Genomic DNA, 18084 nt, shown 5'->3' on the forward strand with positions numbered 1-18084 from the left:
CGTCCGGTAACGGTGTGCCGACCCAGCCGGTAGCCGCGTACGGAAGGCGTCAGAGCAGCCGGAAGCGCAGCCGGCAGATCACCGCGTCCGTCTCCCGGCGCACGGCGTGCGCGACGACGGCGCCCCGCTGGTTCTGCAGGAGCCGCTGCCACAGCCGCTCCGGCTCGGTCTCCGGGATCAGCACGGTGACCTGGGTGGCCGGCTCCGCGGCGGCGACCTCACGGACGTAGGCGGCGATGGGGCGGCCCAGGCTGCGCCGCTCGCAGGACAGCCGCACCAGGGGCACCCCCGGGTCCCAGTCGGCCCAGGCGCGCTCCAGGGCGTGCAGCGCGGCGCGGTCCTCCGGGTCCGGGTAGCAGACGGTGACCGCGCGGACCTCGTCGCCCAGGGAGGCGGCGGCCGTCAGGGCCTCGGAGGTGAGCCGGGACAGGGACGACACCGGCACGATCACCAGCGAGCGCTCGCGGTGCGGGGGCTCCGGGATCCGGCCGAGGCCCAGCCGCTCGCCGATCCGGCCGTAGGCGCGGTGGACGGCGATGAACGCGGCGACCATCAGCGGCAGGGCCACCACGATCAGCCAGGCGCCCTCGGCGAACTTGCTCGCCGTGACGACGACGGTCGCCGCACCGGTCAGCAGCGCGCCGAAGCCGTTCAGCAGCGCCTTGCCGCGCCAGCCCGCGCCGCGTTCCAGAAGCCAGTGCCGGACCATGCCGACCTGGGCGATCGTGAAGCCGACGAAGACGCCGATGGCGAACAGCGGCACGAGGGTGTTGGTGTCGCCGCCGGAGAAGACGAGCAGCGCGGCGGAGACCAGGGCGAGGGCGAGCACGCCGTGCCGGTGCACCTGGCGGTCGGCCTTCAGGGCGAAGACGTGCGGCAGGTAGTTGTCGCGGGCGAGCAGCTTCAGCAGGACCGGGAGGCCGCCGAAGGAGGTGTTCGCGGACAGGGCCAGCAGGATCATCGTCGCGAACTGGATGACGTAGAAAGCCCAGTTGTGGCCGAGCGAGGCGTCCGCGAGCTGGGCGAGGACCGTGACGCCCTCGACCGGCTGGAGGTGGAAGCGGGAGATCAGCACCGACAGGCCGATGAGCATCAGGCCGAGGACGGCACCGAGGGCGACCTCCGCGCGCTGGGCGCGCCGAGCGCGCGGGACGCGGAAGGAGGGGACGGCGTTGGCGATGGCCTCGACGCCGGTCAGCGCGGAGCACCCGGAGGCGAAGGCCTTCAGCAGGAGCAGGGTGCCGACGGAGGTGGCGTTGTCCGCGACCACGGAGGCGTGTCCGGCCGCGGTGGCCGTACTGACGGGGGCGGACCGGAAGAGGCCGACCGCGATCAGCACGAAGATCGAGCCGACGAAGACGACCGTGGGCACGATGAACGCCTTGGCCGACTCCACGATGCCGCGCAGGTTGACGGCCGTGATCAGCACGAGCACCACCAGGCACAGCCACAGCCGGTCGTCGTACAGGCCCGGGAAGGCGGAGGTCAGGGCGGCCACGCCGGCCGTGACGGCGACGGCCACGTTGAGCACGTAGTCCAGTACCAGGGAGGCCGCCGCCACCAGGCTCGTGCGCGCGCCCAGGTGCGTCTTGGCCACGGCGTAGGAGCCGCCGCCGTCCGGGAAGGCCGCGATCACCTGCCGGTAGGAGGCGACCAGCACCGCCAGCAGGGCCGCGATGGCGAGGGTGACGGGCAGCGTGAAGCCGAGACCGTGCGCGCCGGCGGCGGCCAGCACGAGGACGATCGCCTCCGGGCCGTACGCCACCGACGCCATCGCGTCCAGCGACAGTGCCGCGAGTCCGGTGACGGCGGTGAGCCGGTGGCGTTCGCCGGTATCCGGGGGTTCCTCGCCGGCGGGGACGGCGTCCGGTTCGGTGGTCAGGACGGACATAGGTGCGTGCTCCTTGGTCAAGAAAGAGCCGCGCACAAAGGCCTGGCTGTGCGCGGGTGCACCCAGGTTCTGTCCGATACCGACCGCACCCGGCAGTTCCTTGCGCCATCTTCGCGCCCATGCGACTGACCTTGATGAGATCTTGACGGGTGACGCCGTCAGAGTCGTGTCAGGACGGCCGTTTCCGCGTCCCGGCGTCGGTACGGTCGCGGGCATGGGACGTCGCGACGACGCAACGTACGACCAGCGCTGGGCGCGCGACGCAGGGGAGTCCGTCGGCTGCGCGGGCGCGCTGCTCGCCCTGCTCCTCCTCTTCGACTGGGGCACGGGCAAGCTCGCCCTGTGGCGCTGTGCCCTCTGGCTGTTCCTCGCCCTGCTGCTCTTCCTCCTCCTGTGCCCCGCCCGGGTCTCGGCCGGCCAGGACTGGCTGTCCGCGCGCCGGCTGCTGCGCGAGCGCCGGGTGCGCACCGATCTGCTGGTGTCGGTCCGGTGCCTGGGTGGCGTCTCCCAACGGCTTCTGCTGCGCGACGTGTTCGGCACACGCGTAGAGCTCGACCCCGAGGTGCTGGTGCGCAACCCGCGGTTGTGGCACCGCCTGGAGGAGGGCGCCCGGAAGTCGGCGGCCGACGGTCTGCTGCTGTGCGGACAGACCGCGGTGCGCCGCCTCTCGGCCCGTGTGGACCGGGAGACGGCGCAGGCGGTGTTCAAGGTGTCCGGACTCAACTGACAGGACGTACAGGGGGTGTCGACTCAGTCCCGCCGCCCTGGGGGATGCGGCTGGACGCCCGTCATCAGGATGTCCAGCCCGCGCCGCGTGGTCGCCAGCACCACCCGGTCGCCCGCCCGCAGCACCCGGCCCTGTGCCGGACGCCAGTCGAAGCCGGGCCGGGCGGGGCGGAGCCCGGTCAGGGTGTCCATGGCGGACGGGGCGGCGGACGGGCCCGCCGCCCCGACGGCGAGCACCCGCCACTCGTTCTCCCGGAACGCCTCGTGCACGGAACGCCCCTCCAGCTCGGGATGGCCGGCCACGTCCACGCAGGTGAACAGCAGCGAGCCCCGCTCCACCGGCATCACGCCCAGCACATGACGGCCCATCATGGCGGCGGCGAAGGACGGCGCGGCCAGCGCGGAAACGCTTCGGCTGCGGGTCAGCGCGTCCGGGTAGGAGGCGCGCAGGGTGCGCTGGACGGTCGCCGCGAAGTCGTCGTCGTACAGCCGCATGACCACGCGGACCTGCGGGTTGATCTCCCGGACCGCCATGACGATGTCGAGGTTCTGGCCGTCGTCGCGGGTGAGGACGAGCAGCGAGCCGCTGGCGCGGACCCGGGCCAGTTCGAGCACGCCGGGGTCGGTGGCGTCCTGCAGGATCAGCGGCACGCCGAGTTCGCGGGCGAGCGCGACTCCCCGGGCGTGCGGGTCGCGTTCGACGGCCACGACCTGATGGCCGGTGGCGCGCAGCCGGACCAGCACCCGGGTGCCGATCTTGCCGAGACCGACGAGGACTATGTGGCCGCTCGTGTCCTCGTCCGGCGGATGGCTCGCGGAGGCGGCGCGGAACGCCTCGGTGGCGTTCAGCGTCGCGGCCACCACGAGCGGCAGCACCGCCAGGCCCACGAAACCGGCGATCAGCTGGAGGACGCGGCGGGCGACCGACTCGTTGGTGGCCGGGTCGCCCATGGTGAAGATGTCCAGCATCGGCAGGTACAGGTTCTTCCACCAGGGATGCTCGTCCGCGAACAGCGCGGTGGCGGCGGCCAGGGCGAGTTCCATCGCGCCCAGCGCCCCGTAGACGGCCGTGACCTCGCGGGACAGGAAGACCTTCCACGGCAGGTGCGCGAGCTTGGCCCGCAGCCAGGCGCCGGCCCGGCGGCCGGACCGGCCGCGCTGGGCCTCTTCCGGCGCCTGGTGGTGGGTGACCTCCTCCAGCATCAGCCGGCCGTGCGTGAACTGGCGGTGGTAGGCGGTCCTGGTGTCCGGCAGCAGCTGCGTGCCGTCGTCGCCCGGCGTCTCCGGGCTGTCCTCGCTCGCCGGGTCGTCCTGGTGGGCGCCGGACAGCACGGCGAGGGTGGCCAGGTCGGCGGCCTGCGCCGGCGCCCCGGCCGGACGTACGACCCCACGGAACACCTGGTCCTCGACCTGAATGGTGTGCCCGTGGCCCATGGCGGCGGCGGCCATGAGTTCGGGTACGGCGGTGTCGGCGTCCGACAGCACCGTGGTGGAGGTGTCCTGCGCCAGGTCCTCGGCACGCTCGGCGGCACGGTCCAGCAGCCGCTCCAGGTGCCGGCCGCGCTCGCGGCGGAACATCCGCACCACCAGCCGCACGGACGGGTTGAGGTTGCGGGCCAGCAGGGCGGCGGTCATGTTGACCTGGTCGTCGCGGTAGGTCAGCGCAAGCGCGGCGGCCCGCTCGACCCCGGCGGCCCGCAGCGTCCGCTCGTCGGGGCGCGCGGAGACGAGCAGCTCCACCGGTGAGCGCGGGTCGTCGTGCAGCGCCGCCATCCCGGCGCCGTACTCGTCGTCGCGGGAGGGCAGCACCACGGTGACGACCTCGCCGCACACCGCGTCCAGTTCGAGGGCGAGCCGGTGCGCGAGGCCGTCGTCGCCGCAGATCACCATGTGCTGGGAGCGCTGGCCGATGTCCCGCCGTATATGGAGAGTTGACGTCACACCGGAAGGAAACGGCGGGACGGACGGTACCGTTCCGTCCCGCCGCCGATCCGAGGTAAGGATCACGTGAGGGAACGCGTCGGGGCTACCCGCGCACCGGCCCCGCCGTGTCCAGCGCCGCGCCCGTCTGGTCCGCCAGGGTCACCGCGACCAGGCGGGCCTGGAGCGGGGGTACGTCACCGGGGCCCGGAGTGAGCAGGAAGCGGCCCAGGTAGTGGCCGTTGCCGAACGCCCGCAGTTCGATCTCGCCCTCGGGCCAGCCGTCGGTGTCCGGGTTCCAGGTGCGGCGGCCCACCGTCACGCTGCCGTCCTGCTCCAGCCGCGGCAGCCGGCCCAGGAGGGTGCCGTACTCGAAGCGGCAGGCGCGCAGGCCGAGCAGGCCGGTCAGTTCGCCGCGGACGTGGTCGACCACGGTGTCGGCGGAGTTGGCGGACTGGACGAGGGCCGCCGTGCGGTGGATCCGGGCCAGGTGGTCCGCGTCCGTCACCGTCAGCACCTTCAGACGGCGGGCGCGGGCCGCGAGTTGGGAGACGATCAGGCCGACCGCCAGCAGCAGCACCGCCGTCCAGATGTCCGCGGACGCCGAGATGGCGAAGGTCCCGTACGGCCGGGTGAGGAAGCTGTGTCCATAGCGGCTGCGCCGCGGGCGAACCAGGCCGCCGCCGACAGCGCGCCCACGGCGCCCGCCGTACGGCTGCCCAGCGCGGCCACCGCCACGACCACCACGACGAGGACCAGCGCGGCGTTCGTGTGCGACAGGCCGGTACGGAACGGGACGAGCGCGAGGGCCACCAGGAACGGGGCGAGCAGCCCCGCGGCCAGCGCGAGCCGGTCGCGCCGCGGCCGGCCCGGGGCCTTGGCGCGGCCCGGACGTCCGTGGTGCGCCCTCCAGATGCCGGTTTCGGTACTCATCACGTACCTCCTACACGGTGTGCTCCGTCGGTTCGGCGGGAACGGTCTGCCGGGTCTGCCCGGCCTGGTCCGCGAACGGCAGCGACACCACCATTGTCAGCCCGCCGCCCGGTGTGTCCTCCGGTGTCAGCGTGCCGCTCATCGCCTCGGTCAGGCCCCGGGCGAGGGCCAGGCCCAGGCCCAGACCGGTGGTGTTGTCGGTGTCGCCGAGCCGCTGGAAGGGCTCGAAGAGGTGGTCCCGGCCGGTCGGCGGGAGGCCGGGGCCGCGGTCCACGACGCGCAGCTCCACCCGGCCCGCCAGCGCGCTGGCGCTGACCAGCACCTGCCGGCCGGGCGGGGTGTGGCGCGCGGCGTTGCCGACGAGATTGGCGATCACCCGTTCCAGCAGCGGCGGATCGGCGAACACCGCCGGGATCCCCTCCAGGTCCCCCACCTCGACGACCTCCGGCACGTCCGACAGTGCCATCGGCAGCACCTCTTCCAGCGAGGTCGCGCGCAGGTTCAGGGTGAGGACGCCCGCCTCCAGCCGGCTCAGGTCGAGGAGGTTCTCCACGAGCCGGTTCAGCTTGGCCATGGACTCGTCGGCGGTGGCGAGCAGTTCGTCGCGGTCGGCGGCGGAGAACTCGACGTCGCGGCTGCGCAGCGAGGTGACCGCGGCCCAGCCCGCCGCGAGCGGGGTGCGCAGGTCGTGGCCGACGGCCCGCAGCAGCGCCGTACGCATCCGGTCGGCGGCCTTGACGGGCTCCACCTCGGCCGCCGCCTCGGCCAGCCGGGCCCGCTCGACCGCGGAGCCGACGTGCGCGGCGAAGGCGGCCAGCACCCGCCGTTCGGAGGAGGACAGGGTCCGGCCGCGCAGCACCAGGTAGGCGCCCGGACCGGCCGGCACGGAGGTGATGCCGGCGGCCGTGGTTCCGCCGGCCGTGGCGCCGTCGGTATCCGGCGGCTCGTCGGCCAGCTCCGCCGACTCCATGCCGAAGGTCTCCCGGGTCCGCTCCAGCAGGGCCGGTATCGTCGCCTCGCCCCGCACGATCGTTCCTGCCAGCGACGACATGGTCTCCGCCTCGGCGGTGGCGCGGGCCGAGCGGCGGGACAGGCGCAGGGAGCGGTCCACGACCGCGGCCACGGTGGCCGCCACGACCGCGAACACGCCCAGCGCCACCAGCGCATTGGGATCGTTCAGGGTGAAGGCGCCGATGGGCGGTATGAACCAGTAGTTCAGCAGCAGCGACGCCGTCACCGACGCGATCACCGCTGAGGCGACACCGCCTATGCAGGCCACCCCCACCACGGCGAGCAGGAAGAGCAGCGCCTCGCTGGTGAGGTCCAGCGTGCCGCGCACCTGGGCGAGGGCTGCCGTCAGCATGACCGGCAGCACCAGTCCGGCCACCGGGCCCGCGATCCGACGGGCCGTGGACAGCGTGCGGCGCCGCGAGGGCAGCAGGGTGCCGCGCCCGGCCCGCTCGTGGGTGACCCGGTGGACGTCGATGTCGCCGGACAGCTCGGTCACGGTCTCCCCCGTGCCGGGCCCGCTCAGGAACCGGGCCAGCCGGCCGCGGCGGCTGGTGCCGAGGACCAGCTGGGTGGCGTTCTCGGCGCGGGCGAACTCCACCAGGGTGGTCGCCACGTCGTCGCCGACCACTGAGTGGTAGCTGCCGCCGAGGTCCTCCACGAGCCGTCGCTGCCGGGCGAGCGAGGCGGCCGAGACACCGCCGGCCAGGCCGTCGCTGCGGGCCACGTGCACGGCCAGCAGGTCGCCGCCGGCCGACCGGTCGGCGATCCGCGCTGCCCGCCGCACGAGCGTGTCGCCCTCGGGCCCGCCGGTCAGGGCGACCACGACCCGCTCGCGGGTCTCCCACACCCCGCCGATACCGTGCTGCGAGCGGTACTCCTGGAGTGCCTCGTCCACCCGGTCGGCCACCCACAGCAGCGCCAGCTGACGCAGCGCGGTCAGGTTGCCGGGGCGGAAGTAGTTGGCGAGGGCCGCGTCGATCTTCTCGGGGGCGTAGATGTTGCCGTGCGCCATGCGGCGGCGCAGCCCCTCGGGCGGCATGTCCACCAGCTCGATCTGCCAGGCCCGGCGGACGACCTCGTCGGGGACCGTCTCGTGCTGCGGGACCTGGGTGATCTTCTCGACCACGTCGTTGAGGGACTCCAGGTGCTGGATGTTCAGCGCGGTGACGACGTCGACACCGGCGGCGAGCAGCTCCTCGACGTCCTGCCAGCGCTTGGGGTTGCGGCCCCCGCCGGGGACGTTGCTGTGGGCCAGCTCGTCGACGATCGCGACCTGCGGGCGGCGCTCCAGCACCGCGGCCAGGTCCATCTCCTCGAAGTCCCCGCCGCGATAGGTGCAGCGGGCGCGCGGCACGGTCTCCAGGCCGTCGAGCATCTCCTGCGTGTGCCGGCGCCCGTGGCACTCCACGAAGCCCATCACCACGTCCGCCCCGCGGGCGGCGCGGCGCCGCGCCTCGTCGAGCATCCGGTAGGTCTTGCCGACCCCCGGTGCCGCCCCGAGGTAGACCTTCAGCCGTCCGGGCCGTACGTCACTCATCGCCGTCGATGCGCTCCGCTCACATGGTCAACTCCCCTTTCCGCAAGGGGGACTGCTCCTAAGGAAGCCCCTCCGCGGGCCACCGCGTTCCGGTGTTAGCGGATCCTTTGCGCCGCTCACGAGGACCTTGACACTGTCTTGACGTGACCTGGGCCGATAGGGTGAAGGCGGTGTGCCGGGAAGTCTGGTCGGCGGGGGAGCCAGGGTGGCTCCCTCTGTACCCCAGGGGGACGGCATGCGGAGCGTCGGCACGGTACTCGCGTTGGTCATTCTGGCCACCGTGGTGGCCACCTTCGCACGCCGGTGGCGCATTCCCGCCCCCTCGCTCCTGGTCGTCGCCGGTCTCGCCGTGGCACTGCTGCCGGGCACCCCGCAGATCGAGATCAGCCCGGAGATCATCGGCCTCGTCGTCCTGCCGCCCCTGCTGTACGCGAGCGCTGAGGAGATGCCCTGGCGGGAGCTGCGGGCAGTGTGGAAACCGGTCGGGATACTCGCCATCGGCCTGGTCCTGGCGTCCGCCGCGGCCGTCGCCGCCGTGGCCGCGGCGGTGACCCCGCTGTCCTGGCAGATGGCGTTCGTGCTGGGCGCGGTGCTGGCCAGCACCGACCCGGTGGCGGTGACCGCGCTCGGCCGCAGGCTCGCCCTGCCGCCGAAGGTGCAGGTCCTGGTACAGGCGGAGAGCCTGTTCAACGACGCGACCTCGCTGGTGCTGGTCCGGGTGGCGGCGGGCATCGCCGTCGCGTCGGCGGCGGCGGACTGGGGCTCGGCGGGCACCAAGTTCCTGGTCCTCGCCGGCGGCGGCACGGTGATCGGGGCCGCCGTGGCCGGTGTGGTGGCGCTGATCCGGCGGCGCACCGAGGAGCCGGTGCTGGAGACGGTGATCGCCCTGGTCACGCCGTACGCCGCGTATCTGCTGGCGGAGGCCGCGCACACCTCCGGGGTGACGTCGTGCGTGGTGGCCGGGGTGGTCCTCGGCGGCCGGGGCGACCGGCTCACCAACGCCCGCATACGGCTCCAGCTGCACGCGGTCTACGGCACGGTCGTCTTCCTGCTGGAGAGCGTGGTCTTCTCCCTCATCGGGCTGGCGCTGCCCGCGCAGGTCCGGGCGCTGGCCGACGGCGACCGGTCCTGGCCGCTGTACGCCCTCGCCGTGGCCGCCACGCTCGTCGCCGTACGCCTGCTGTGGCTCGCGCCGCTGTCGGCGGTCGTGCAGCGCAAGGGCGGGATCAGTCGGCTGAACTGGCGCATCCCGGTGGTGCTGACCTGGGCGGGCACCCGGGGGGTCATGCCGCTGGCCGCCGCGCTGTCCATCCCGGAGGTCACCCGGAGCGGCACCCGCCTGGCCGACCGTCCCCTGGTCCTCGTCCTGACCACGTCCGTGGTGGTCGTGACGCTCGTCGTCCAGGGCTTCACGCTGGCCCCGGTCGTGCGCGCCTCCGGCATCGCCCTGGAGCCCGCGCACACCGAACGCGAGGAGTTCGAGGCCCGCTCCCGTCTCGCCCACGCCGGACTCGGCCGGCTGGAGGAGCTGGCGGAGCTGGAGGCCGTACCGGACGTCGTCCTGGACCGGCTGCGGCGCGGCCTGAACGCCCGCCTGGAGGATGCCCGCGACCGCCTCGCCGAGAACAACGGCGCCGCCGTGGCCACCGAGTCCGCCGACCTGGTCTACCGCCAGCTGCGCCGCGACCTGATAGCCGTGGAGACGGCGGAACTACAGCGCCTGTACGACGACCACCGCATCAGCGACACGACCCGCCGCCGCCTCCAGCGCTCCCTGGACCTGGAGGAGGCGCGGCTCTCGGACGCGTAGGGCGCCGCCCGGGCCCGTTCCGGATTCACCCGAGCGGACGGCGCGGCTGGCCGGGGCATGGGAGCACGTCGAGGCTGGGCGGGGACGGACGGTCGGCGGACACCTACGCGAGAAGGGCCCGGTATGCGTACGGAAGACGTGCTGAAGCGGTGGACGACCCCGCTGGCGGCCCCCGCCTACCCCGAGGGCCACTACCGCTTCCACGACCGCCAGTACCTCAACATCACCTACCGCACCGACCCGGAGGCCCTGGCCCGGGTGGTCCCCGAGCCGTTGCGGGTCCCCGAGCCGCTGGTCCGGTTCGAGGTGATGCGCATGCCGGACGTCACGGGCCTCGGCGACTACACCGAGTCCGGGCATCTGGCGGTGGTCGAACACGACGGTGAGCGCGGCGAGTACAACCTCGCCATGTTCGTCGACAACCACCCCGCCATCGCCAGCGGCCGGGAACTCGGCGCCTTTCCGAAGAAGCTCGGCGCACCAGGGCTGTACGTCGACTCCGACACCCTGATCGGCACCCTCGACTACGGCACCGTCCGGGTGGCCACGGCGACGATGGGCTACAAGCACGCCGTCCTGCACGAGACGGCCGCGCTGGACGAACTGACCGTCCCCACCTTCATGGTGAAGAAGCTCCCCGGCTATGACGGCACCCCGCGCATCTGCGAACTGATCCGGACGCAGATCTCCGACGTCACGGTCAAGGGCGCCTGGACCGGACCGGCGCGGCTCCAGCTCTTCGCGCACGCCCTGGCACCGCTGGCCGACCTGCCCGTGCTGGAGATCGTCTCGGCCAGCCATCTGCTCACCGACCTCACGCTCGGCCGCGCCGAGGTCGTCCACGACTATCTGGCCGCCGGCTAACGGAACTCGGCGAGCCGGGGCCGCAGGCCGAGCGCGGTCAGGAGCATCGCCGCGAGCAGCAGCCCGTCCGCCCAGGGCAGCAGGTCGCCGACTGCCGAACGGCCGTCCGCCGCCGAGGAGTCGAAGTGGGCGCGGTTGATGTCCGTCACCTTGTCCAGGGCGGCCATCCACTCCCCGAAGTGCGCGTTGGAGGTGTCCGGCTTCCAGTCCATGCAGAACTCCACCGCCTGCCGCTCCTTCCCGGCCGCGAGCAGCGCCCGGACCTTGCGGTCGTCGCGTTCGTAGACGGCGTACGTGTCCACGGTCCGCTCGGCGGCGGCACGTTCGCCCGGGAAGGTGATGTTGTCCAGCTCGCGCCGGAACTCGCCGGTGAAGCCCAGGTGTCGGTGGTCGGTGCTGTAGGCGCGCCAGGTGGTGGCGAGCTTCTCGTCGTACGTCGACAGGGTCGCGCCGTCGAGGCCGTACAGCTTCTGCGACTTGTCGAGAAAGGAGCGCGCGTACTGGTCGCGGCGGGCGGGGTCGAGGAGGAAGCGACTCTCGTCAGCGTTGGCGTCGTAGGCGATGGCGCGGGCGCGGGAGAGGGCGACGACGGAGTCGAAGGCGTCGTGGCGGGCCACCCGCAGGTCGTCGGCGTTGGTGCCGAGCAGCTGCGCGCCCAGGATCACCGCGAGCAGGGTGCAGACGGTGGCGCCCAGCACGCCGGGGTTGAGGATCCGCCGGAAGCGGCGGGTCAGGTACCACTGGAGGACGCCGAGCGCGGCGAGCAGCAGCACGCCGAGGGCAATGACGGCGGCGAGCCGGGCGGACAGGGCGGAGTCGGCCGAGCGGTAGGCCGCCTCGAAGTTGGCGTCGTTGGCCGACACCAGTGTGCGCGCGGCGGGCAGGAGCTTGGCCTGGAGGAGGTCGGTCGCCTGGCGGTAGTCGACCAGGGCGGCGGGCTTGCCGCCGGTGTGCGCGTCGTTCTCCAGGGCACGGCCGACGAGTTCCTGGTAGGCGGCGAAGTCGTCGGTGAGGCTCTCCACGGTCTTCTCGGCGGACCGGTCGCCCTGCGCCGCGACGGCGAGGGTGCGCAGGTCGTGGCCGATCTCGCGGCGCGCGTCGCCGTAGAACCCGACGGCCTTGTCGTACGGGGTCTTGAGCCGGTCCTTGCCCGCGTTGCCGCTGGACAGCAGGATGTTGGCGACCTGCGCGTCCATGTCGTTGAGGGCGAGGTTGAGGTCAGCGGCGCTCGTGGTGCGCGGTGCGTCCCGGCCGGTCACGTCGGACCAGGTGCCGTTCGCGGACAGTCCGGCGACGAGCAGCAGCACCGCGACGGCGGTGGTCAGCAGGAGCGTGGCCGCGCGCAGGAGGCGCAGCCGTGCGGGCACGGTGGCCCGGAAACGGCGGCGCAGAGCGGCCCGCACGGCCACGACCTGCCGGCGCGGGCGCAGCCCCGGACCGGGATCGCCCGTCCGCGAACCCCCCCGTTCGCGCGGACCGGGGCTGCTGCCCGCCGGGGCGACCGTCGTCGGCTGTGGCGGCGTCTCCCCCTCGGTCGCAGGACCCTGTGTTGTTCCGGCCGTGATGGCCACGGTCCCTCCAACGTCACGCCACGGACGGTCGCCCGTCCCCCGTTGCCGACCAGTCTGTGACCGAATTCGGCCACCGTTGGCTTGCGTTGACGCGTCCCTGACGGCCGCTCGGCTTTGTTTGACGGCTCTTTGACGCCCCGTTGGGCCGGGCCGTATGAGTGCCGCAAATTCCTTCCGGATCAGGGAGGTTGGGGCCGAATGGGGGGTTAGGTTCCCTTGTCCTACCGCCGTTCGTCGGCATCAAGCGTGCGGTCGGCGGCCCGGTGGCGAGCCGTCACCTCGGCGCGTAGCGGAGAGGGTCAGACGTGCAGCCGGTAGGGCAGCATGCAGACCACGACGTCGGTGCGGGCCCGCAGCACGGTCGCCAGCAGCAGACCCCGCTGGTTCTGCAGCATCTCGTAGCGGCGGTGCCGGGGTTCGACCTCGGGGATCAGCACCGCGACCTGCCGTCCGTCCCGGGCCGCGTGCTGCACGTAGTCGACCATCGGCTGGACGAGTGAGCGGTGCGGGCTGTCGATGACCTCCAGGCGCACCCCCGGGTTCCAGCGTGCCCACGCCTCCTGCAGGGCCCGGGTCTTGTCCGGGTCGTTGTGGACGGCGACGGCGACCACCTCGTCGCCCAGCGCGAGGGCGGCGCCGATGGCGTGCCGGGCGAGTTTGCTGACATCGCCGAGCGGGACGATCACCAGGCTGCCGGGGCGCGGGGCGGGCGGGCCGGGGATGCGGCCGAGACCCAGTTCCTCGCCGACGGCCGTGTAGTAGCGCTCGATGCGGGAGAACAGCAGCATCAGCAGCGGTACGGCGATCACGACCACCCAGGCGCCCTCCAGGAACTTGGTGAACAGGAGGATGCACCCGGCCAGGGTGGTGAGCACCGCCCCGGTTCCGTTGATGAGCGCACGGCGCTTCCAGCCCCGGGGCCGCTGGGTGGCCCAGTGCCGGACGAGACCGAGCTGGCTGAGGGTGAAGCCGATGAACACGCCGATCGCGAAGAGCGGGATCAGCCGGTGGGTGTCGGCATCGGAGGCGATGAGCAGCAGCGTGGCCAGCAGGGCCAGCGCCACCACCCCGTACCGGTAGACGGGCCGTTCGGCACGCAGCCCGAACAGGTGCGGCAGCCGGTGGTCGCGGGCCAGCAGGCTCATCAGCACCGGCAGCCCGCCGAAACTGGTGTTCGCCGCGAGCAGCAGGACCAGGGTGACGATCAGGTTGGTCGCGTAGTACGCCCAGCCGTCGCCGTAGGCGCCCGCGGTGAGCTGGGCCAGGACGGTGACGTCCGAGCGCGGGGCGACGTGGTCGCGCCGGATCAGCACGGCGAGGCCGATCAGCATCAGGCCGAGCAGCGCGCCCAGCATGAACTCGGTGCGCTGGGCACGTCTGACCCTCGGGGTGCGGAAGGTCGGCACGGCATTGGCGATGGCCTCCACTCCCGTCAGCGCCGAGCAGCCGGACGAGAACGCCTTGAGGACGAGCAGCACGCCCAGCGCCTCGTGCGCCTGGACGGGCTGCGCGCCGCCCACCACGGCCGCCGGACGGGAGCGGAAGAGGCCGACGGCGACGATGCCGAGGATGGCCACGATGAACAGCACGGTCGGGAGCATCAGCACCCGGGCGCTCTCGGTCACGCCGCGCAGGTTCACGGCGGTCAGCAGCGCGAGGCCGGCCAGGCACACCAGCAGCTTGTCGTGGGCCAGGGCGGGAAAGGCGGAGGCCAGGGCGTCGGCGCCGGCGGTGACGCTGACGCAGACCGTGAGGACGTAGTCGACGACCAGACTGGCCGCGGCAAGCAGGCTGGGGGTCGCCCCCAGGTCCTTCTTGGCCACGGCGTAGGCGCCTCCGCCGTCCGGGTGTACGGCGATGACCTGGGCGTACGACACGACGAGCGCCGCGAGCAGGAACGTGATGGCCAGCGTGATCGGCAGGGTGGCGGTCAGCGCGCCGGTCCCGGCGGCCACCAGGGCCAGCACGATGGCCTCGGGGCCGTACGCGACCGAGCTGAGCGCGTCCAGCGACAGCGCGGCCAGCCCTTCCATGCTGGTGAGGTGGTGCTTCTCCCCCTCGCCCGGGCGCAGCGGTACCCGCGGTTCCACCTCACGGCGTGCCAGGCCATACGCCATCGGGACCTCACCATGGACGGCAGCACGGTCGCGACCAGTGTCTCCGGGAGACGGCCGTACGGCTTCCCGGGATCGGCCGGCCGTGCGTACGGCAGCCGTCCGCCCCCGCACGCGTAAGGAACCCGTCAGGATCCGCCACCCGGGTGTCAGAAGCCCGTCAGGAACACTGGCCGGGGGTGGTGCGGCGCTTAGCGTCGCTGCCATGCGACGGAGCGGACCGGCAGGACCGGCCGGTGACCGCCACTGGCGTGGCAGCGCCCGGCTCGCGGTGGGCTGCGCCCTGGCGTTCTGCGCCCTGAGCATCCTCGTCGACTGGGACGCGGGAAGCCTGACGCCGCTGCGCGCGCTGCTCTGGGTCACCCTGTCGGCCACGGTGTGCACCGTCCTGCTGCCGCAGCGGGTGAGTGCGGGCCCCGGCTGGCTGGCCGTCCGCACCCCCTGGCGCCGGGTCGTGGTGCACACGGACGCGCTGGCTGCCGTACGGCAGTACGACGGCGTCTCCTCCCACCTCGTCCTGCGCGACATCCACGGCCACCGCCTGGAACTCGACCCCCGGGTCCTCGTCGCCAACCCGCTGCTCTGGCACGCCCTCGACACCGGCGTGCGCCGCTCCCTGGAGCGCGGCACGCTCCGCCAGGGAGCGGACGTCCTCGACCGTCTGGGCCGCCGCATCGACGACGAGACCACGCAGGCGGTTCTGCGGGCGTCCGGGCTCTCCTGAACGCCCGCCTGCCTGCGAGGTCCGCCAGGAATTCGTGCAGGAGCGTCACACACGCTGCACACAGCCTTTCGAATGCCTCGTTAGCGTGACTGACCGCTCGATCTCCTGTGCGGGCGCGTCCAGGCCGTGGCCCCGGTGGGCCGACGGCGCAGTCGAGGCAGGAAGACCCCGAAGATCCCGATGGACTACTGCTCCTCGTGTCGTAGGCACCTCAACGGCGCCCTGGTCTGCCCCGGGTGCGGCGCCTACGCCCCGGACATCGCTCCGCCCAGCACGGCGAACCGCACGGCGGACCGCGTGGATCACGGCCTGGGTGACGGCCTGGATGACGGTCTGGACGACGGCATGGACGACGGCCTGGGCCCGGACCTCTCCGCGGAAACCGCCGGTGTGGCGGTCGCCTCGGAAGGGCGCGCGGCCCGGCGCCGGCAGCGGGCGCGCTGGAAGAAGAACCAGCGGCGGGCCGTGGTCGCGACCGCCGTCGCGCTGGTCGGCGGCGGCCTGACCGTCGCCTCGCTGGACCGGCACTCCCACGACAAGGCGCAGGCGGCCACCGTGCCGGACGACCGGCCCATGGGTGACGCCGTCCTGGCGCCGGGTGCGGGCGGCCGTACGGACTCGACGCCGCCGCCCGCCGCTCACCGGGCGACGCCCACCGCGTCCCGGACGCACTCCCCGGCGAGCGCCGCTCCGACGGGGCGGCACCGCGCGCCGACCGTCCCGGCGGCGCCGGCCATGACCCGCCCGGACGCCGTCGCACCGCCCCGCCCGGTCGCCCCGGTCTCGCACCCGCACACCACCATCCCGTCGACCAGCACCGGCACGGCGACGCAGCAGCCGGCTCCGGCCCCGAGCACGACCACCCCGAGCACGGGTACGGGCACGAGCACCGGCTCCGACTCCCAGCCGAGTTCCACGCCGGCCACCAGCCCCTCCACCCCGACGGCGACCTCCCCGAACCAGAACCAGATCTGCCTGGTCCTGCTCTGCCTGGGCTGACAGGCCCGTTCCTGGAACCACCGGTCTCCTTGGGGCAGTCTTTCCCGTCGTGGGGAGCGTTCCGAATCAAAGCGGGCCCGGCGCACCGCCGGCGCACATGATCGTCTGCGGTGACGACGGGCTCGCGCACCGGCTGGCCGCCGAACTGCGCGGCGTCTACGGCGAACAGGTCGTCCTCGTCGTACCGCCGAACGAGCGCACGGCCCGGCCCCCGGTGGTCGGCCGGGCGCGCGGCGCGACGGCGCTGCTCGACCGGATGGTCAGCGCCGCCGTCGGCCGGACCGGCGGGAACGGTGGAAACGGTGGAAACGGTGGAAGTACCGGCAGTGCCGGGAGTGCGCTCTCGCCCGGCACCAGCGGCAACGCCAACCGGGCCGACGGCGAACGGGTGTTGGAGGCCGTCGAGGTCACCGAGGCCATGCTCGCCGAGGCCGGTGTGGAGCGGGCCGCCGCGCTCGCCCTCGTGTACGACGACGACGAGACCAACATCCGCGCCGCGCTGACCGCCCGCCGCCTCAACCCCAGGCTCCGGCTCGTACTGCGCCTCTACAACCGGCGGTTGGGCCAGCACATCGAGGAACTCCTCGATCAGGCAGCCACGTTGGCGATAGGGGACGGCCTGGACGGGACCGTGGACGTCTCCACGACCGTGCTGTCCGACGCCGACACCGCCGCCCCCGCGCTGGCCGCCTCCGCGGTCGCCGGCACCAGCAAGGTCATCCAGACCGACGGGCTGCTGCTGCGGGCCGTGGAACGGCTGCCCGCCGGGGTCGGACAGATCGCCGATCCCGGGCTGTGCACGCTGGCCCTGCTCTCCGCGACCAGCACCGATCCCGCCGGGGCCGACGGGTCCGAGGGCAGCGGGGAGCACGGGCCCCGGCTGCTCCCGGACGACGACGAGGTACGGCGGGCCGCCGGGCGGGCGGCCGTGGTGCTGGAGCAGGTGTCGTCCGCGGCCGAGCCGGGGTCACCCCTGGCCGGGCGCGGAGCGGGGGGCGTGGTGGCGCTCGGCTCGCTGTTCTCGCGGCGGCTGCGGTGGTCGCTCGCGGGGATCGTGGGCTGCGTGCTGGCGCTGGCCGTCGCGCTGTGGGTGGTGACGGGCATCCATCCGCTGCAGGCCTTCTACCTCACGCTGCTGGACATGTTCGCGATCGACAACCCCGCCATCGGGGAGTCCCTCGGCCGGCAGATCCTGCAACTGCTGTCCGGGCTCGTCGGGTTGCTGCTCCTTCCGGTGCTGCTGGCCGCCGTACTGGAGGCGCTGGGCACGTTCCGCACCACCTCCGCGCTGCGCAAGCCACCGCGCGGCCTGGGCGGACACGTGGTGCTGCTCGGCCTCGGGAAGATCGGCACCCGGGTGCTGACCCGGCTGCGGGAGCTGCAGATCCCGGTGGTGTGCGTGGAGTCCGACCCGGAGGCCAGGGGGCTGGCCACCGCGCGGCGGCTGCGCGTGCCCGTGGTGCTCGGTGATGTGACCCAGGAGGGCGTCCTGGAGGCCGCGAAGATCCACCGGGCGCACGTCCTGCTGGCGGTGACCAGCGCGGACACGACCAACCTGGAGGCGGTGCTGTACGCGCGGTCCGTCCGCCCGGACCTCCGGGTGGTCCTGCGCCTGTACGACGACGACTTCGCCACCGCCGTCTACCGCACCCTGCGCGCCGCCCACCCGCACGCCCGCACCCGGAGCCGCAGCGTCACGCACCTCGCCGCACCGGCGTTCGCGGGCGCGATGCTCGGCCGGCAGATCCTCGGCGCGATCCCGGTGGAACGCCGCGTCCTGCTGTTCGCCGCGGTGGACGTGGCCGGCCACCCGGAGCTGGAGGGCAGGACGGTGTCCCAGGCCTTCCGGGCCGGGGCCTGGCGGGTCCTGGCCCTGGAGGGCCACACCGATGTCCCGCCCGACCGCGTGCTCCAGAAGGAGGACCGTGTGGTGGTGGCCGCCACCCGAAGGGGCCTGGCCGAACTGGGCTGAGCCCCCGAAGGG

The 18084-nt window shown here is 73.4% G+C and carries 13 protein-coding genes; 6 read left to right on the forward strand and 7 right to left on the reverse strand.

Going from position 1 to position 18084, the window contains the following annotated elements; translation table 11 throughout:
* Positions 1-49: 49 nt before the first annotated feature.
* Complete coding sequence (locus ACWD35_RS37085; protein WP_451355770.1) at positions 50-1891, reverse strand: APC family permease; 1842 nt, start codon at positions 1889-1891, stop codon at positions 50-52.
* A 214-nt stretch (positions 1892-2105) separates the two neighbouring features.
* Between ACWD35_RS37085 and ACWD35_RS37090 the strand changes: the two genes are divergently transcribed.
* Positions 2106-2618: a hypothetical protein gene (locus tag ACWD35_RS37090; protein WP_451355771.1), complete on the forward strand. Its 513-nt coding sequence runs from the start codon at positions 2106-2108 to the stop codon at positions 2616-2618.
* A gap of 23 nt (positions 2619-2641) precedes the next feature.
* Here ACWD35_RS37090 and ACWD35_RS37095 read toward each other — a convergent pair whose 3' ends face one another.
* From ACWD35_RS37095 to ACWD35_RS37110, 4 genes are all read right to left on the reverse strand, one after another.
* Positions 2642-4558, reverse strand: coding sequence for an NAD-binding protein (locus ACWD35_RS37095; protein ID WP_451355772.1), 1917 nt, complete (start codon positions 4556-4558; stop codon positions 2642-2644).
* 85 nt (positions 4559-4643) lie between these two features.
* Positions 4644-5147, reverse strand: coding sequence for a hypothetical protein (locus tag ACWD35_RS37100; RefSeq protein ID WP_451355792.1), 504 nt, complete (start codon positions 5145-5147; stop codon positions 4644-4646).
* Complete coding sequence (locus ACWD35_RS37105) at positions 5093-5470, reverse strand: hypothetical protein (RefSeq protein WP_451355773.1); 378 nt, start codon at positions 5468-5470, stop codon at positions 5093-5095. The genes ACWD35_RS37100 and ACWD35_RS37105 overlap by 55 nt, the downstream gene beginning before the upstream one ends.
* A 10-nt stretch (positions 5471-5480) precedes the next feature.
* A complete protein-coding gene (locus tag ACWD35_RS37110) occupies positions 5481-8018 on the reverse strand; it encodes an ATP-binding protein (protein WP_451355774.1) in 2538 nt (845 codons plus the stop codon).
* 235 nt (positions 8019-8253) lie between these two features.
* Here ACWD35_RS37110 and ACWD35_RS37115 point away from each other — a divergent pair, with 235 nt between their 5' ends.
* Positions 8254-9828, forward strand: a complete 1575-nt coding sequence (locus ACWD35_RS37115) for a Na+/H+ antiporter (RefSeq protein WP_451355793.1) — start codon at positions 8254-8256, stop codon at positions 9826-9828.
* Between the two features lie 123 nt (positions 9829-9951).
* Positions 9952-10692: an acetoacetate decarboxylase gene (locus ACWD35_RS37120; RefSeq protein WP_451355775.1), complete on the forward strand. Its 741-nt coding sequence runs from the start codon at positions 9952-9954 to the stop codon at positions 10690-10692.
* Here the strand turns inward: ACWD35_RS37120 and ACWD35_RS37125 are convergent.
* The gene (locus ACWD35_RS37125) at positions 10689-12263 is read right to left on the reverse strand and encodes a hypothetical protein (protein WP_451355776.1); all 1575 of its coding nucleotides are present in this window, start codon (positions 12261-12263) and stop codon (positions 10689-10691) included. The two genes, ACWD35_RS37120 and ACWD35_RS37125, sit on opposite strands and share 4 nt — an antisense overlap.
* Positions 12264-12562: 299 nt before the next feature.
* Positions 12563-14380: an APC family permease gene (locus ACWD35_RS37130; RefSeq protein WP_451355777.1), complete on the reverse strand. Its 1818-nt coding sequence runs from the start codon at positions 14378-14380 to the stop codon at positions 12563-12565.
* A gap of 202 nt (positions 14381-14582) precedes the next feature.
* On the opposite strand from ACWD35_RS37130, the gene ACWD35_RS37135 reads away from it, so the two are divergent.
* The 3 genes from ACWD35_RS37135 (at position 14583) to ACWD35_RS37145 (ending at position 18072) form a co-directional block, all read left to right on the forward strand.
* On the forward strand, positions 14583-15101 hold the full coding sequence (locus ACWD35_RS37135; RefSeq protein WP_451355778.1) for a hypothetical protein: 519 nt from the start codon (positions 14583-14585) through the stop codon (positions 15099-15101).
* 180 nt (positions 15102-15281) lie between these two features.
* Entirely contained in the window at positions 15282-16100 is an 819-nt protein-coding gene (locus ACWD35_RS37140) for an SCO2400 family protein (protein WP_451355779.1), read from the forward strand.
* A 97-nt stretch (positions 16101-16197) separates the two neighbouring features.
* Positions 16198-18072, forward strand: coding sequence for an NAD-binding protein (locus ACWD35_RS37145; protein ID WP_451355780.1), 1875 nt, complete (start codon positions 16198-16200; stop codon positions 18070-18072).
* Positions 18073-18084: the final 12 nt, after the last annotated feature.

This window comes from Streptomyces sp. NPDC002671 (genome assembly GCF_053592475.1).

Bases quoted from the DNA above. Each gene is read 5' to 3' on its own strand.
- ACWD35_RS37140 (WP_451355779.1), top strand. From the start codon at position 15,282: ATGGACTACTGCTCCTCGTGTCGTAGGCACCTCAACGGCGCCCTGGTC.
- ACWD35_RS37120 (WP_451355775.1), top strand. From the start codon at position 9,952: ATGCGTACGGAAGACGTGCTGAAGCGGTGGACGACCCCGCTGGCGGCC.
- ACWD35_RS37110 (WP_451355774.1), bottom strand. From the start codon at position 8,018: ATGAGTGACGTACGGCCCGGACGGCTGAAGGTCTACCTCGGGGCGGCA.
- ACWD35_RS37145 (WP_451355780.1), top strand. From the start codon at position 16,198: ATGATCGTCTGCGGTGACGACGGGCTCGCGCACCGGCTGGCCGCCGAA.
- ACWD35_RS37090 (WP_451355771.1), top strand. From the start codon at position 2,106: ATGGGACGTCGCGACGACGCAACGTACGACCAGCGCTGGGCGCGCGAC.
- ACWD35_RS37105 (WP_451355773.1), bottom strand. From the start codon at position 5,470: ATGAGTACCGAAACCGGCATCTGGAGGGCGCACCACGGACGTCCGGGC.
- ACWD35_RS37135 (WP_451355778.1), top strand. From the start codon at position 14,583: ATGCGACGGAGCGGACCGGCAGGACCGGCCGGTGACCGCCACTGGCGT.
- ACWD35_RS37085 (WP_451355770.1), bottom strand. From the start codon at position 1,891: ATGTCCGTCCTGACCACCGAACCGGACGCCGTCCCCGCCGGCGAGGAA.
- ACWD35_RS37130 (WP_451355777.1), bottom strand. From the start codon at position 14,380: ATGGCGTATGGCCTGGCACGCCGTGAGGTGGAACCGCGGGTACCGCTG.
- ACWD35_RS37115 (WP_451355793.1), top strand. From the start codon at position 8,254: ATGCGGAGCGTCGGCACGGTACTCGCGTTGGTCATTCTGGCCACCGTG.